Origin of the sequence: Amycolatopsis sp. NPDC047767 (genome assembly GCF_040704195.1) — a bacterium.
GTDB lineage: Bacteria > Actinomycetota > Actinomycetes > Mycobacteriales > Pseudonocardiaceae > Amycolatopsis.
Map to the genome: position 1 here is coordinate 130000 of NZ_JBEYSJ010000014.1, position 15122 is coordinate 145121.

Annotated in this window: 14 protein-coding genes; 4 read left to right on the forward strand and 10 right to left on the reverse strand. The window is 72.5% G+C overall.

The genetic code is table 11. The features are described from left to right. Nucleotides 1–15 precede the first annotated feature (15 nt). From AB0878_RS25075 to AB0878_RS25085, 3 genes are all read left to right on the forward strand, one after another. On the forward strand, nucleotides 16–399 hold the full coding sequence (locus AB0878_RS25075; protein WP_366582673.1) for an isocitrate lyase/phosphoenolpyruvate mutase family protein: 384 nt from the start codon (nucleotides 16–18) through the stop codon (nucleotides 397–399). Nucleotides 400–446: 47 nt separating this feature from the next. Beyond that, the gene (locus tag AB0878_RS25080; RefSeq protein WP_366582674.1) at nucleotides 447–1910 is read left to right on the forward strand and encodes a helix-turn-helix transcriptional regulator; all 1464 of its coding nucleotides are present in this window, start codon (nucleotides 447–449) and stop codon (nucleotides 1908–1910) included. A gap of 362 nt (nucleotides 1911–2272) precedes the next feature. Beyond that, nucleotides 2273–3097 carry an alpha/beta hydrolase gene (locus AB0878_RS25085; protein ID WP_366582675.1) on the forward strand — a complete coding sequence of 275 codons (825 nt, stop codon included), beginning with the start codon at nucleotides 2273–2275 and terminating at the stop codon, nucleotides 3095–3097. Between the two features lie 97 nt (nucleotides 3098–3194). Here AB0878_RS25085 and AB0878_RS25090 read toward each other — a convergent pair whose 3' ends face one another. Together AB0878_RS25090 and AB0878_RS25095 are read right to left on the reverse strand one after the other, a co-directional pair. After that, nucleotides 3195–3452, reverse strand: a complete 258-nt coding sequence (locus AB0878_RS25090) for a helix-turn-helix domain-containing protein (RefSeq protein ID WP_366582676.1) — start codon at nucleotides 3450–3452, stop codon at nucleotides 3195–3197. Beyond that, nucleotides 3353–4255 carry a cupin domain-containing protein gene (locus AB0878_RS25095; protein ID WP_366582677.1) on the reverse strand — a complete coding sequence of 301 codons (903 nt, stop codon included), beginning with the start codon at nucleotides 4253–4255 and terminating at the stop codon, nucleotides 3353–3355. Before AB0878_RS25095 ends, AB0878_RS25090 begins: the two co-directional genes overlap by 100 nt. A 379-nt stretch (nucleotides 4256–4634) precedes the next feature. Between AB0878_RS25095 and AB0878_RS25100 the strand changes: the two genes are divergently transcribed. Then, nucleotides 4635–5444, forward strand: coding sequence for a class I SAM-dependent methyltransferase (locus AB0878_RS25100; RefSeq protein WP_366582678.1), 810 nt, complete (start codon nucleotides 4635–4637; stop codon nucleotides 5442–5444). Nucleotides 5445–5456: 12 nt separating this feature from the next. Here AB0878_RS25100 and AB0878_RS25105 read toward each other — a convergent pair whose 3' ends face one another. The 8 genes from AB0878_RS25105 to AB0878_RS25140 all read right to left on the reverse strand — a co-directional run bounded on the left by AB0878_RS25105 (nucleotide 5457) and on the right by AB0878_RS25140 (nucleotide 15102). After that, a complete protein-coding gene (locus AB0878_RS25105; protein ID WP_366582679.1) occupies nucleotides 5457–6158 on the reverse strand; it encodes a maleylpyruvate isomerase family mycothiol-dependent enzyme in 702 nt (233 codons plus the stop codon). Further along, nucleotides 6155–7843, reverse strand: coding sequence for an AMP-binding protein (locus AB0878_RS25110; protein ID WP_366582680.1), 1689 nt, complete (start codon nucleotides 7841–7843; stop codon nucleotides 6155–6157). The genes AB0878_RS25105 and AB0878_RS25110 overlap by 4 nt, the downstream gene beginning before the upstream one ends. Next, a complete protein-coding gene (locus AB0878_RS25115) occupies nucleotides 7824–9884 on the reverse strand; it encodes an acetate--CoA ligase family protein (protein WP_366582681.1) in 2061 nt (686 codons plus the stop codon). The genes AB0878_RS25110 and AB0878_RS25115 overlap by 20 nt, the downstream gene beginning before the upstream one ends. Next, nucleotides 9881–11446, reverse strand: a complete 1566-nt coding sequence (locus tag AB0878_RS25120) for an FAD-dependent monooxygenase (protein ID WP_366582682.1) — start codon at nucleotides 11444–11446, stop codon at nucleotides 9881–9883. Before AB0878_RS25120 ends, AB0878_RS25115 begins: the two co-directional genes overlap by 4 nt. Continuing rightward, entirely contained in the window at nucleotides 11446–12258 is an 813-nt protein-coding gene (locus tag AB0878_RS25125; protein WP_366582683.1) for a fumarylacetoacetate hydrolase family protein, read from the reverse strand. The genes AB0878_RS25120 and AB0878_RS25125 overlap by 1 nt, the downstream gene beginning before the upstream one ends. Then, complete coding sequence (locus AB0878_RS25130) at nucleotides 12255–13337, reverse strand: cupin domain-containing protein (RefSeq protein ID WP_366582684.1); 1083 nt, start codon at nucleotides 13335–13337, stop codon at nucleotides 12255–12257. Before AB0878_RS25130 ends, AB0878_RS25125 begins: the two co-directional genes overlap by 4 nt. 181 nt (nucleotides 13338–13518) lie before the next feature. Then, on the reverse strand, nucleotides 13519–14343 hold the full coding sequence (locus AB0878_RS25135) for a PaaX family transcriptional regulator C-terminal domain-containing protein (protein ID WP_366582685.1): 825 nt from the start codon (nucleotides 14341–14343) through the stop codon (nucleotides 13519–13521). Between the two features lie 75 nt (nucleotides 14344–14418). Continuing rightward, nucleotides 14419–15102, reverse strand: coding sequence for a helix-turn-helix transcriptional regulator (locus tag AB0878_RS25140; protein WP_366582686.1), 684 nt, complete (start codon nucleotides 15100–15102; stop codon nucleotides 14419–14421). Nucleotides 15103–15122 lie beyond the last annotated feature (20 nt).

Sequence of the window (15122 nt, forward strand, 5' to 3'; positions counted from 1 at the left end):
CACGAAGGATCCACCATGGCGAACACCCTCCGGCACGCGATCGCGGCGGCGAAACCGCTTGCGGTGCCGAGTGTCCACGACGGAATTTCCGCGCTGCTCGTCCGCGAACTCGGCTTCCAAGCCGCGTACGTGGGCAGCTACGCGACCGGAGCCACCAAGTACGGAGTGCCCGACATCGGCTACCTCGGCCTGGAGGACATGGCCGACCAGGTGCGCCGGCTGGCTCCGCTCGTGGAAGTGCCGATCATCGTCGACGGCGAGGGCGGCTGGGGCAATCCGCTGCACGTGGCCCATGCCGTGCGAGTGCTGGAACGCGCTGGCGCGGCCGCGACCCGGCGGACCGGAGCCGCCGGCTGGCCGAAGCCGCCTACCTCCGTGCCGACGCGCTCGGCGAACTGACCACCGCCGGCCGGTTGCTCGACGACGCCCGGCGGCACAGTTCCCCGGTGACCCGCTCCCTGACCGGGGCGGCTGCGGCGGCGCACCTGCTGATCAACACCGAAGGCGACCTCACGACCGCGCACCGGCTCCTGGCCGGGGCGATCGAGGCGGGTGACCACGGGTTCGACGCCGACGACCCGGCGCTGCTCGAGGCGCTGCTGAACCTCATGGTGATCAGCTGGTACGTCGGAACGGAAGAGGCATGGCAGACGTTCCACGCCTTCGTCCGCCAGGTGAAGCCCGAGCCGCCGCCGCTGCTGCGCGTGAACGCATCGGTCTTCGCCGACCCCGCCCGCGCGTCGGACGCGGACCTCACCGCGCTCGACACGCTGCTCGGCGCCCCGGACGCCGACCAGGACCCGGGCCGGCTCATCCGGATCGGCACGGCCGCGGTGTTCACGGACCGGCTGTCGCACCTGCGGTCGTCGTCCGAACGATCCACGCGATCCCGCGGGACCGGCCGCGCACCGGTCCGGCGCCGGTTGAGCGAGCTCGTGCTCTCGGGGGTCGACGGGTACCTCACGGGCCGTTGGGACGAGGCGTGTTCAGCGGCGGACGAGGGCATCGCGCTCTGCGCTCGGCATGGGCTCAGGGTGCACACCTGGACCTTCCACTGGGTGCGCGCGCTTATGGCCGCGGGGCGGGGTGAGGTGGCGGCGGCCCGGCAGCTGACCGACGACATGTCGCGGTGGGCCGTGGCGCACCAGGCCGGCGGGATCACGCACCTCGCGGCGCAGGCGCGGGCCTTGGCCGACCTCGCGGCGGGCGACCACGACGCCGCCTACCGGCACGCGGCGCGCGTCAGCCCTGCGGGCGAGCTGGCGCCGTATCGGGGCATCGCCTTGTGGTCGGCGTTCGACCTCGTGGAGGCGAGCCTGGCCCTGGGGCTGACCGCCGAGGCGTCCGCGCACGCCGAGGCCCTGCGCGGGGCCCGGCCGGACCGGCTGTCGCCGCGGCTGGGCCTGGTGGCCGATGGGGTACTGGCCATGACCGCGGCGAACGACGTCGTGCGCCAACGGTTCGAGACCGCGTTGTCCGGCGAGGAGCTCGACCGGTGGCCGTTCGATCTGGCCCGCGTGCGCCTCGCCTACGGGGAACGGCTGAGACGGATGTTCGTCACGAACGCGGCTCGCGAGCAGCTGGCGTTGGCGCGCAACGCGTTCTCCCAGCTGGGCGCGGTCCCGTGGCGTGCGCGGGCGGACGTCGAGCTCCGGGCCACGGACCTGCTGCGGCATTCCTCGCCGGACGTCTCGGCGACGCTGACCCCGCGGGACCGCGAGATCGCCGAGCTGGCGGGTGCCGGGTTGACCAACCGGCAGATCGGCCAGAGGTTGTTCATTTCGCACCGAACGGTGGCCGATCACCTGTACAAGATCTTCCCCAAGCTGGGCATCAATTCTCGGGCCGCGTTGCGGGACGCCCTGACCGCATACGATGCGCGGCAGGGGCGGGACAAGCCAGTCCTGTGACAGTTGTCGCGCGAATCCGGCCGGCCGGCCGTCGGCGGCCGGTTCGTCGTCGTCGGGGCGGCGCGCAGGTCGACGGGTTCATCGGGGAGTTCATCGCGCCGCACCGGTGAAGGCGGGTCGGCGTGAGCGAGGGGCTGAGCTTCTACCAGGCGTGGGTGCTGCAGGCCGAAAAGGTACTGCCGGCCGTGCTCGGCCGGTCCCGGCGCCGTTGACCGCCGCGGTGTCCATTAAGGCCGGATATCGGCGGTTCGAGACCGTCGACGGACCAGTCATTTGACGGTCCCTCGCCCGCCGGGGCGCCGCAAGAGTTGTCGAGAGTCGACGGGCCTGCCCGTCTCGCGTCGAAGGATAGGGAGCACACCATGCCGACGATCACCACCGCCGACGGTGTCGAGATCTTCTACAAGGACTGGGGGACCGGGCAGCCCATCGTGTTCAGCCACGGCTGGCCGCTGTCGTCGGACGACTGGGACACCCAGATGCTGTTCTTCCTGCAGCACGGCTATCGCGTCATCGCCCACGACCGGCGCGGTCACGGCCACTCGTCGCAGGTCGGCGACGGGCACGACCTGGACCACTACGCGGACGACCTGGCGGCGTTGACCGCCCACCTCGACCTGCGCAACGCGATCCACGTCGGACACTCGACCGGCGGTGGCGAGGTCGTGCGCTACCTCGGCCGGCACGGTGAGTCCCGGGTCGAGAAGGCCGCGATTCTCAACGCCATTCCGCCGCTGATGCTGAAGACGGAAGCCAACCCGGGTGGTCTGCCGAAGAGCGTGTTCGACGATTTGCAGGCGCAGCTGTTCGCGAATCGCTCGGAATTCTACCGCGCGGTCGCTTCGGGCCCGTTCTACGGCTACAACCGGCCCGGTGCCGAACCGTCCGAAGCGATCATCCAGAACTGGTGGCGCCAGGGCATGAACGGTGCCGCGAACGCCCATTACGACGGCATCGTCGCGTTCTCCCAGACCGACCAGACCGAGGACCTGAAGAAGATCACCGTGCCCATCTTCATCGGGCACGGAGACGACGACCAGGTCGTCCCCTACGAGGACGCGGCCCTGCTTTCGGTGAAGCTGGTCAAGAACGGGACGCTGAAGATCTACCCGGGTTACCCGCACGGCATGCCGACCGTCCACGCCGACGTCATCAACGCCGACCTGCTGGAGTTCTTCCAGGCCTGACCGAGGTTCCGGCTCCATCGGTGATTTCCCGGCTCCCGTGGCCGAGGTGAGGGTGTTCCGCCTCGGCCACGGGAGTGGTTCACGACCGTGCGGGCCGTCACTCGTGGTGAACCGCGTTCTTCCGGTACTGGGCGGGCGACAGGCCCACGGTGGCGCGAAACGCTTGCGAGAACGCGGATTCCGAACTGTATCCGACGTCGCCGGCGATGCGGGACATCGAGCGGTCGGAGTTCGTCAGCAGGTCGGCGGCGACCATCATGCGGATCGTGGTGAGCAGGGTGGCGGCGGTGGTGCCGGTGCGAGCGGTGAACCGGCGCAGGAAAGTGGAGCGTGACATGGACGCCGTCTCCGCCATCCGATCGTCCAGGAGTCCCCGGGCCGCTCGACGATTCCCGAGACCACCTTCCCCAGCGCCTCGTCGCCGAGGGCGGTCCACAACGCGGGCGTGTCCAGGCGCTGTTCGGGGCGGCTGCGCAGACCCATGGCCAGCATCGCATCGCACAGCGCGGACACCACGGCGGCGCTCCCCGGGCCCGCGAAACGGGCTTCGTCGCGCAGAAGATCGGCAAGTGTCGTCGCTGCGGTGTCCGGCGTGACGTGCACCAGCGCCGGGAGCAGACGGAACAGCAACTCGGCCGCCGCGGTGTCGAAATGGTAATGCCCGCAGAACAGGTCCAGATCCGGCTTCACGCCGACCGTCCGCCGGGTCGTGAACATCGGCCCCGACTCGTCGCTGAACCGGAACTTGCGTCCCGACGGTGCCGTGACCTGGTGGGCCTCGCCGCGCGAGACCAGGAGCAGGTCGCCGGTCGACAGGGTGACGGTGGCCGAATCCGTGGTCACCGCGCAGCGTCCGTCCAGCACGAGGTAGAACGGCACTTGCCCCGGCTCGGCGGCCTCGTGGTCCACCATGAACTGCCCCGCCATCAGGCAGCGGAGGTCGACGCTGCCGTGCAGGTGCGCGAGCCGGATGAGCCGGCTCAGGGCGTCCGTCATCCGGCTGTGGTGGAACGTGAGCCCGTCATCCATTGTCCGCTCCGGTGCTTCGGGTGGCCGCGAAGCCAACCTACAACGCGATCCACGGCCCGCAACGGTGCCGCGCGCCGAGATCGTGTAGCAGTGACGATCGCAAATCGACGGTATGGTCAGCGCGCCCACCACGGCGACGGTGCTCCGCAGATCGTGAGGTGCGCGGCTTGAACCGCGCTGGAATCGGACTGCGCCGGGCCGGACGGGTTGACCCGCAGCGGCACGCGATGGAAGCCGCCCACGAAGCGTCCCCTTTGGACGAACGCCGCTGGAGCTACGAGCATGCCTTCGGCCTGTTGCGACGCGACCACCTCGACAGCTTCAAGCGGCTCGGCGTGATCATCGCGGCCAACTCGCTGCTGTCCTGGTCCGCGGTCCTCTTGCGAGGCTCGCTCCCCGCTCCCCGCTCCCCGCTCCCCGCTCCCCGCCGACGGGCGCGGGCGCACTCGAGCGCATCCGCGGCAGCGAGCACTAACCTGGGCCGAAGCCGACGAAAGGGCCAGGCTCGGTGAGCAACGAAGCGCACTTCGCAACAGACCTCTACCAGGGCACCGCCGAGTACTACGACCGCTACCGGCTGCCGTATCCGGCTTCCCTGCTCGCCCATCTGGTGGCCGGCACCCACCTCTCCGGGCACGGACGCCTGCTGGATCTGGCCTGCGGGACCGGCCAGCTCGCCTTCCCGCTCAGCCCGCACTTCGCGGAAGTATGGGCCGTGGACCAGGAACGGGACATGATCGAGACCGTTCGCGTCAAGGCGGCTGACCGGGGCGTGCGGGATCTTCGGCCCATCGTCGCCGGCGCCGAGACGCTCACCGCACAGCCGGACTCCTTCGAGCTGGCCGTCGTCGGCAACGCCTTCCACCGGCTGGAGCGCGAAATCGTCGCCCGCCGGATACTCCACTGGCTCGTTCCCGGCGGGTACCTCGCGTTGTGCTGGTCTTCCGCGCCCTGGGCGGGCGGGGAAGACTGGCAGCGATCACTCGCGGCCACCCTGGCACGATGGCAGCGGGAGCTCGGTGCCGAGCACCGGATTCCCGAAGGCGCGGACCGAGCGCACCGACCCGATCCGGAAGTGCTGTCCGCAGCCGGGTTCGAGGTCTGCGGCCGCGCGGAATTCACGGCCGAGCACCACTGGAGCCTGGCCGAACTCTCCGGCCACATCCGCTCCACCTCGTTCCTCCCGCCCGCGGTCATCGGCGACCGGGCCGCCGCGTTCGATGCCGACCTCGCGGCCAGCCTCAGCCCACACGACGACGGCGGTGTGTTCACCGAGACCGTGAGCTTCGCCTGCGACCTCGCCCGCAAGCCCGGCTGAGTCCGGCATCGTTCACAGCCAGCCGGGCAGTGCGGGCCACTCGGGATGGGGCGCGCGCCCACTGAGCCAGCCGACGAGGTCGGCCGCCGGTGCGTCGACTCGGCGCGCCCGGGGTGGTGCGCCGAGGGACCACGTCGTGGGCCGATCGGTGGGGGCGAGCGTGACGGAAGGGCAACCGTCCTTTCGGGACAGTGCGGCGGTGACGTCGTCGAGCAGGAGGTCGACGACGCCGGCGGGCAGGTCGGTGACGGCCGCTCCGGTCCCGAGGTCGACGGGGTGCAGCCAGACTTCCCGGATGCGGATCCACGGGATCTCGGCGGCAGGGATGTCACGGCCGAGGGCGCTGCGCACCCGCGCTTGCCACCCTTCGGGGGTGAGCGCCCCGAGTGCCGAAGCAAGAGTGTCCGAAGTGGACTCCAGCTCCGCGCGCAGGGTGGCGGGTGCCCGGCGAGCCGATTCCTCGATTTCGGCGGCTCGCCGGGCGGGGTCGGGGTACATCGGGGTTTCGACGCCGGTGCGGGCCCAGGTCGCCAGGCGGGTGAGGGCTTCGGCGTTGCGGGCGACGTGGCCGAGGACGTGGGCGCGGGTCCAGCCGGGGAGCCGGCTGGCGCCGCGGAGGGCGTCGTCGTCGAGGCCTGCGGCGGTGCGCAGCAGGTGGGCGGTGCCTTCGTGCAGCCAGGGCAGTGTCGCCGCCAGGTCGTGCCGGCCGGTCACGCCGGGGTTCCCTGGCTGAGGCGCTGGGCGATGTCCGCGCGCAGCGCTTTCTTGTCGATCTTGCCGACCTTGGTGGCGGTGAGCTCGTCGACGAGGACGAGGTGCTCGGGCAGCTTGAACCGGGCGACGCCGATGTCCTCCATCGCCGCGCGGATCTGCTCGAGGGTCACGCTCGTGCCGGGTTTGGCCACGACGTAGAGGCACACGCGTTCGCCGAGCACCTCGTCGGGCATGGCGACGGCGGCGACCTGGCGCACGGCGGGCAGCTGGTAGACGAGGTTCTCGACTTCCTCGGCGGAGATCTTCTCCCCGCCGCGGTTGATCATGTCCTTGTCCCGGCCCTCGACGATCAGGGAACCGTCGGCGGTCATGCGGCAGATGTCGCCGGAGCGGTACCAGCCGTCGGCGGTGAACGCGCGGGCGTTCTGCTCGGCGGCCCGGTAGTAGCCGCGCGGGGTGTAGGGGCCGCGGGTGAGCAGCGAGCCGGGTTCGCCGGGTGCCACGTCGGCGTCGAGCTCGTCGACCAGGCGGACGTCATCGGCGGGGGACAGGGGCCGGCCCTGGGTGGTGCAGATGACCTCGGCGCTGTCGTCGACGCGGGTGTAGTTGAGCAGGCCCTCGGCCATGCCGAACACCTGCTGCAGGGTCGCGCCGAGGGCGGGCGTGATCCGGCGGGCCAGGTTGTCGGCCAGCCGCGCCCCGCCGACCTGCAGCACGCGCAGGCTCGCCAGCTCGCGGGCGCCGTGCTCCGTGGCGTGTTCGAGCCAGCGGGCGGCCACGGCGGGCACGACCGCGGTGTGCGTGACGCCTTCGGCGGCGATGGTGGCGAAGGCCCGCACCGGTTCGGGCGAGGGCAGCATGACCACGCGCCCGCCGGCGAGGAGCGCGCCGAGGATCCCGGGACAGGCCAACGGGAAGTTGTGCCCCGCGGGCAGGCTGACGAGGTAGCCGGTGTCCGGGCCGAACCCGGTGAGCTCGGCCGAGGCGCGCGCGTTGTAGGCGTAGTCGTCGTGCGTCCGGGCGATCAGCTTCGGCAGCCCCGTGGTTCCGCCGGAGAGCAGGAACACGGCGACGTCCCGGCTGTCCGGGCGCAGCGGGTCGAGCCGCGCCCGGTCGGCGGCGGGATCGACGGCAGGGCCGCAAAGCGCGCGCAAGTCGACGCTCCCGGGCGTGATCTCGTCGCCCGCGACCAGGACGTGCCAGGCTTCGCCGGTCACGTCCTGCACGGCCGGGGCGAGTTCGTGCGCGAGCGCCTGGTGGTCGAACTCGCGCAGCCGGTCGGGCACGGCGATGGCGGTGGCTTCGGCGTGGCGGGCGAGGTAGGCGAGCTCGGTGCGCCGGTGCGCGGTCAGCGCCATCACCGGCACGATCCCGGCGCGCAGGCAGGCGAGCGTGAGCACCACGAACTCCCAGCCGTTGCCCAGCTGCACGATCATCCGGTGGCCGGGCGCCAGGCCGAGGTCGAGCAGCCGGACGGCGGCCGCGGCGGCGCGCTCGTCGAGCTGCGCGTGGGTGAGCCGGGTGCCGTCGGCCGCGTCGATCAGCGCGGGAGCGTCCGGGGCTCGCCCGGCGGCCTCGCGCAGGAGCTCGCCGAGCGGGACCCCGGCCCAGTACCCGGCCGCGACGTACCGGTCGGCGTCGGCGGCGGGCCAGGGCACGGTGTGGTCACTGATCGGGCTGGGCATCGCCGGCCTCCTTGCCGATGAGCACGGCGTCCAGCGCGACGAGGCCGTCGCGGGTCAGCCGCAAGGGGTTGATCTCGAGTTCGTCGATCCCGGGGTTGGCGACGAGGACCGCGCCCACGGCCGCGACCACCTGTCCCAGATCGGCCGGGTCGACGGCGGGACCACCGCGCCAGCTGTGCAGCAGAGCGCGCCCGGCCAGCTCGTCGGCCATGCCGGCGGCCTCGTCGGGGGACAGCGGCGCGAGCCGCACGGCGACGTCGGCCAGAGCCTCGGCGGTCGTCCCGCCGAGCCCGAGCACGGCGACCGGGCCGAACACCGGATCGCGCCGCACTCCGAGCACGAGGTCCACCCCGGACGGTGCCATCGCTTCGACGAGGTAGCGACGGGCGCCGGCGGCGTCGAGCGCGTCGAGCGCGACCTCCAGCTCCTCGGGCGTTTTCACGCCGAGGTGGACCCCGCCGATCTCGGTCTTGTGCAGGACCGCGGCGTCGAGGATCTTCACCGCGACCGCGCCGCCGAGCTCGTCGAGCGCCGCGCGCGCTTCCGTCCGGCTCGCGCAGGCGCGCCGGGGCATCGTGGTGATGCCCAGCGCGTCGAGCAGGTTCTTGGCCTGGTGCTCGTCGTGGGCACCGGCGACACCGGTGGGCACCTCGCGGTCGAGGACGCCGGTGGCCGGCCGCGCCTGGGCGCGGGCGTCGGCCAGCAGCGCGCTGGTGGCGGCCGCGACGCCGCGGGCGTCGGTCGCCACCGCGACCCCGGCGTCGAGCAGGGCCCGCCGGTCCGCGGTCACCTGGTCTCCTGCACCTCCGACCCCGAGGACCATCGGTACACCAGGAGTACGGCCCCCCTTGACCGCGGCGACGAGGTCGACCGCGTCGGGTTCGTGCAGCGCGTAGCCCGCGATCACGTCGACGCCGGGGTCGCCGCTCACGGTCGCGAGGATGTCGCCCAGCTCCGGGCCGGGGCGGCCGGTGTCGACGGGATTGCGCTGGAACGTCAACGGGGGCAGCAGTTCGCTCAGCCGCTGCTGGGTCGCGGGCGCCAGTTCGGGGATGCGGGCGCCGCGTCCGCGCAGGTCGTCGAGCAGCAGCAGGCCCGGGCCGGCCTGGGCGGTGACCACGCCGACGCTGGGGTCCGCGGCGGGGCGGGCCCGAACGACCGACAGCGCGCCGACGGCGTCGACGAGCTCCCGTTCGTCGTCGACGAGCACGGCACCGGCCTGCGCGAGCGCGGCGCGGGTGGTCCGCCAGGACGTGGCGAGCGCGCCGGTGTGCGAGGCGGCGAAGGCGCCGATGTCGTTGCGCCCCACCACCAGCGCCACCACCGGACGCCGCGGCGTCACCCGCCGGACGGCGTCGACCAGCCGGGGCCCGTCGGCGACCGACTCGACGTGCAGGGCGATCGCGCCGGTGTGCTCGTCGTCGGCGAGGTGCTCCAGCACGTCGGGGGCGCTCACGTCCACGCCATTGCCGAGGCCGACGGCGAGGCTGACGCCGTGGCCGGCCTCGGTCAGCAGGAACGACACGGCGTGGTTGACCCCGCCGCTGGCGGCGACCACGGCCACCCGGCCGGGCCGCACGCCCGCGACGCCCGGCACGAAGCTCGCCGTCACGCCCGCGTGCGGCGCGAGGAAACCACTGGTGTTGGGACCCAGCACCCGGATGCCGGTTTCGGCCACGATCTTCGCGATCCGCTGCTGGTACTCGATTCCCGGCCCGCCGGCCTCGGCGAACCCGCCACCGCACACGACCGCCGCGCGGACACCCGCCTCCGCGGCGTCGGCGACCACGCCGGCGCAGGCCGCCGCGGGAACGCAGATCATCACGAGGTCGACCGGGCCGGCGTCGGCCGCGGCGCGGACCGTCGGGTGCATCGTCTCGTCGCGGCTGTTGACCAGCGCGAGGTGCCCGCCGCGGGCCGCGAACGGAGCCAGCGACCGCGCCAGCGTCGCGCCGAGCTTGCCGGGCGACCGCGACGCCCCCACGACGGCGATGCCGCGCGGCGCGAACAGCGGGCTCAGCCCGGGTCCGGGGCCGCTCACGCGACACCACCGACCAGGTCGGCGCGGCCGGACAGCACTGTGGTGAGCGCCTGATCGCGGTCGAGCCCGGGATCGACCAGCAGCGCCGGGATCCCTTCGACCATGCGGGCCCGCTCGCACACCAGCAGCCGCGTCAGCGCCGTCCCGCCGTGGACCGCGACCAGCGCCGCACCCGCCAGGCGGGTCAGGGAGTCGTACGCCGCAGGCAGGCCGGTTTCGCGGTCGGGCGCGGCGAGGACCGCGCCCCACGGGCCGGACCGCGGCGTGGCCGACAGCGGCAGGCCGGCGGCGCGAACCGGTGTGCCGTCCGCCGCGAGCTCGACCTCGACCAGCCGGCCCGGCACCGACCAGTCGCCGGCCGAGAACGGTGTGTCGAGGGGTTCGGCGCCGTGCTCGCGTTCCCAGCCGCGGTGCGTGGCGGCGACGAAGTCCGGGGCGCGCCGCGCGAGGCGCGCGTCGGTGATGCTGCGGGAGAGGAAGTGGTACGCGAACTGCCACGGCTCGAACACGTCGTAGTACTGGCCGAAGTGCTCCCACCAGGACAGGCTCGGGCGCGCGGAGTCCTGGATCCGGCGCACCGACGGCTGCGCGGCTTCCTCGTAGCCGGCGAGCGCGGCGGCCAGGTCGTCCGGGTGCTCGGCCAGCGCGCCCGCGAGCGCCATCGCGTCCTCCATGGCCATCTTCGTGCCGGAGCCCACGGAGAAGTGCGCGGTGTGCACGGCGTCGCCCAGCAGGACCGCGGGGCGCGGGGTGAGCGTGTGCCACCGGCGGGTGCGGCGGGTGCGGAAGCTGCCCCAGCGGGAGTTGTTGGTGAGCAGCCGGTGCCCGTCGATCTGGTCGGCGAACAGCTTTTCGAGGTAGTTCTTCGACACCAGGTCGCTCACGCCCGGCGGCTGTGCCGGGTCGAACTCGTCGAGGCCGGCGCGCCGCCAGGACGGTTCGTCGGTTTCGACGATGAACGTCGACACCTCGTCGGAGATCGGGTAGCCGTGCACCGCGAAAACGCCGTCTTCGCTGCGTTCGTGGACGAAGGTCAGCCCGTCGAACAGGTAGTCGGTGCCGAACCAGATGAACTTCGCCGTCGCGGTCTCCACGGCGGTGTCCAGGTCGCCGTAGCCCTGGCGGTCGAGCTGCTCGCGGATGCGCGAGCCGGTGCCGTCGGCCGCGACGACCAGGTCGTAGCCGGTGAGATCCTCCAGCGCGACCTCGGTGGAGAAGCGCAGGTCCGCACCCGCGTCCCGGGCTCGGGCCTGCATCAGCGCCAGCAGCGTCTTGCGGACGATCGAGGCCATTCCGTTGCCGCCGCAGCGGATCCGTTCGCCCTTGAGCCGCACTTCGATCTCGTCCCAGTGCCGGCCGTGTTCGGCCAGCGCCTCACGCAGCACCGGGTCGGCCTCGTGGATCCCGGCCAGCGTCCGGTCGGAGAACACCACGCCGAACCCGAACGTGTCGTCGGCCCGGTTGCGCTCGAACACGGTGACCTCGACCGACGGGTCGGCCCGCCGGACCAGCGTGGCGAAGAACAGCCCACCGGGGCCGCCTCCCGCGACGGCGACGCGCATCAGGACTCCTTGACCGTGGTGTTGCGCAGCTCGCCGACGCCCTCGACGCGCGTCACCAGCTCGGCGCCTTCGCCGAGGTAGCGCGGTGGTTTGCGGGCGTGGCCGACACCGCCGGGCGTGCCGGTGGCGATGAGGTCGCCGGGCACGAGGGTGATGAGCTGCGAGAGGTAGGCGACGAGGTCGGCGGGGCTGAACACCAGATCGCCGGTGTCGGCTTTCTGCATGACGTCTCCGTCGACGACGCAGGTGATCTCACCGGGCTGGGCGTCGGTCACCAGCCACGGCCCGACGGGCGTGCTGCGTTCGAAGGTCTTGCCCTGCAACCATTCCACCGACCGGTACTGGAAGTCGCGGGCGGTCACGTCGTTGACGACGGTGTAGCCGGCGATCGCGGCCGCCGCCTGCTCGGGCGTGGCGTGGCGGACCTCGGCGCCGATGACGACGCCGAGCTCGGCTTCCCAGTCGACCTCGGTGGAGCCGGCGGGCAGGACCACCGGGTCGTGGGCGCCCACGAGCGCGCGGGAGAACTTCGCGAACAGCGTCGGGTACTCGGGCAGCTCGCGGCCCATCTCGAGGATGTGGGTGCGGTAGTTCAGCCCGACGCAGAAGATCTTCTCCGGCCGCGGGATCAGCGGTGCGTAGTCGAGCGTCGCCAGGTCGTGCCGCGGCCCGTTCGCCTGCTCGGCGGCCGTTTTCCACTCGGGCAGGGAGAGGAACTCACCGAGGTCGGGGGCGCCGAGTTCGACCGCGGCGTCGTCGTCGACCCGGACGGCCGTGGTGCCGCTCGGGGTGCGGATGGTCGCGAGCTTCACGCGGAAGCCTCCTCACGGGCGGTGCGGGAGAGGCCGAGGGCCTCGAACACGGGGTCGTCGGAGAACCGGAACGCGTCGAGTCCCGATTCGGTGCGGAAGGACAGCGGCACCCACGACGGGACGGCGAACAGGTCACCCTTGCCGACGGGGTAGGTCTCGGCGCCGACGCGGACCTCACCCGACCCGTCGAACACCTGCCACACGGCCGATCCCGCCGTGCGGACCGCCGCGGTCGAAGCGCCCGGGCGCAGGCGGTGCATTTCGCAGCGCATGGTCGACAGGCAGTCGCCGGCGGTGGCGGGGTTGGTGAAGCGGACCACCGCGTGACCGGGCTCGACGACACCGGGGTGGCCCTCGTCCTCGAGTTCCAGCTGGGCGCGCAGGGCCGCGTCGGTGTGCTCCCAGCGGTAGGCCATCAGGGGAGACGCCTTGGGGGTGGGTGCGCCGACGGGCGTGAGGCCGGGGTGGGCCCAGAGGCGCTCGTTGCGGGAGACGGCCGGGGTTTCCTTGGTGGACAGCACATCGGGGCCGAACTCGAAGAAGCCGGCGTCGAGGTAGCGGACCAGCGGGATGTCGAGCCCGTCGATCCACGCCATGGGCTCGCCGGTGGTGTTGTGGTGCTCGTGGAAGTGCATGCCTGGGGTCAGCAGCAGATCGCCGCGGCGCATCGCGACCGCGTCACCCTCCACATTGGTCCACACGCCCTCGCCCTCGACCACGAACCGGAACGCGGTCTGGGTGTGCCGGTGGGCGGGCGCCTCTTCGCGCGGGCCGAGGTACTGGATCGCGGCCCACAACGTCGGTGTCGCGTACGGCGTGCCGGGCAGGCCCGGGTTGCGCAGCGCGATAGCCCGGCGCTCACCGCCGCGGCCGACGGGGACCAGTTCGCCCGCGCGCTCGGCCAGGGGCAGCAGCGTCGACCACTGCCACAGCGCCGGCACGGCGTCCGGGCGCGGGCTGGTCGGCATCAAGCCGCCGATCTGTGTCCACAGTGGAGTCATGTGCGCCGCGTCGAAGGCCGCGTACAGCTCGTCGAGCTGGGCCTTCTCCTCCGCGGTGAGCTCGGGCGTCGAGGTCATGCCGGCGTCTCCTCCTTCGTGACGGGGTCGTCGCGGTGGCGTCGCCGTGGTCGCCGAGGGACCGGCCGATGCCGCGACGAGTGCTCCACGTCGATCACGCACGCCTCCGCGTCGGCGCGCTGTGCCTCAAACGTACAACACTCTGAAGACGTCCGTCTACAAAGTGGCATAGGTTGCCGAGTCAGCCCGCCTTCTCCGACGCCGGCGCGTCCTGCTCGATGAGCTCGTCGACGTATGCCTCGGCCGCCCGCCGCAGCAGGCCGTGGGCCTCGAGGAAGGCGTCGTGGGCCTGGCGTCCGTGCCAGCCCGCCGGCAGCAGCTCCGGCGGCAGGTCCGGGTCGCGGAACGGGAAGTGGCGGTACTCGTAGACCAGGCGCATGCGCTCGGCCAGCGCTTCGGCGCCCGGCAGCGTTCCGGAGCGGTACCGCGGCAGGCGCGGACGCAGGTCGGCCAGCCACGCGGCGTAGTCGCGGTCGAGGTCGGCGAGGTCCCAGGCCCGCGCGGCGATGTCGCGGTCCTCCTCGGGGCCGCCGGACTGCGACCGGAACACGTCCAGGCGCGCCGACGGCTCGCCGGCGAACGCCTCGCGCACCTGGTCCGCGCGGTCGTGCGGGCTCAGCCACACCGACGAGGACAGGGGGCCGAAGCCGAACCACGCCAGCTTCTTGCGCAGCTGCTCGCGCAGGGCGCGCTCGGACTCGGGCACGGAGTAGATGACCATGTGCCACTGCCCGTCCCACGGGCCGCGCACGCGGTCGAAGATGCGGTCGCGCCCTTCGTCGAGCATGTGCCAGGCCGTCTCGCTCAGCGCGTAGACCGTCTCCCGGCCTTCGCGGCGGCTGGTGAGCCAGCCTTCCTTGCGCAGGCGGGTGGCGACCACCCGCACCGTGGGTTCGGGGATGTCGAAACACGCCATCAGGGCCACCAGGTGGCGCAGCCGGGCCTCCCCGCCCCGGTAGCGCAGGTAGTCGCCGAACAGGTCGAACATCAAAGAGCGGGCTTTCACCGACCACCTCCGTCAACGAGCTCGTCTTCAGTATGGCATGTGCCACGTTTTGAAGACGATCGTCGAATAAGTGTCCTATTTGGGGAGCAGTCGGCTGTCAGTGGTCCTGGCTGGCGCCGAGCACCCCGAGCAGCGCGAGAACTCCGGGCTGTTCTGCAGCAGCGTGTCGACCAGTGCGCGGGCTCGCGCGTCGCCTCGCCGCACCAGGGCCGCGCGCAGGTCGGCAGCCAGCATCCGGGATTCCTGGGCCTGGTCCTCGGGCGGGTAGGCCGCCCGGAGCTCCGGCGAGGTGAACCACCGGTAGACGGCGCTGCGGTCGGGTCCGTCGAGCCGGGTGTGGTCGCCGAAGACGGCGGTGGCGAGGGTGTTTTGTGCGAGGACTTCGCCGAGGTCGGTCATGATTTGGGCGGGCATGTCGTGGAGGCGGTCGAGGAGGCTGAGGAGGACGGGGGAGACGTGGTCGTCGGCGAGGAGGTGGTCGGGTGGGGTGTGTCCGGCGAGGCGGAAGAGGTGGTCGCGTTCGTCGAGTGTCAGGCGTAGTGCGCGGGTCAGGCCGCGTAGGACCGACGGGGTTGGTTGTGGGGCGCGGGCTTGTTCGAGGCGGGTGTAGTAGTCGGTGGAGATGCCGGCGCGGGTGGCGACCTCTTCGCGGCGTAGGCCGGGGGTGCGGCGCCGCGTCGCGGACACGATCCCCACCGCGGCTGGGGTGAGTGCCTCGCGGCTCACCCGCAGGAAGTGGGAGAGCGGTCCGGAATCCATGGGCCCAGTGTCCCCCGGGG

Bases quoted from the DNA above. Each gene is read 5' to 3' on its own strand.
- AB0878_RS25085 (WP_366582675.1), top strand. From the start codon at position 2,273: ATGCCGACGATCACCACCGCCGACGGTGTCGAGATCTTCTACAAGGAC.
- AB0878_RS25120 (WP_366582682.1), bottom strand. From the start codon at position 11,446: ATGCGCGTCGCCGTCGCGGGAGGCGGCCCCGGTGGGCTGTTCTTCGCC.
- AB0878_RS25130 (WP_366582684.1), bottom strand. From the start codon at position 13,337: ATGACCTCGACGCCCGAGCTCACCGCGGAGGAGAAGGCCCAGCTCGAC.
- AB0878_RS25075 (WP_366582673.1), top strand. From the start codon at position 16: ATGGCGAACACCCTCCGGCACGCGATCGCGGCGGCGAAACCGCTTGCG.
- AB0878_RS25110 (WP_366582680.1), bottom strand. From the start codon at position 7,843: ATGCCCAGCCCGATCAGTGACCACACCGTGCCCTGGCCCGCCGCCGAC.
- AB0878_RS25090 (WP_366582676.1), bottom strand. From the start codon at position 3,452: ATGGCGGAGACGGCGTCCATGTCACGCTCCACTTTCCTGCGCCGGTTC.
- AB0878_RS25140 (WP_366582686.1), bottom strand. From the start codon at position 15,102: ATGGATTCCGGACCGCTCTCCCACTTCCTGCGGGTGAGCCGCGAGGCA.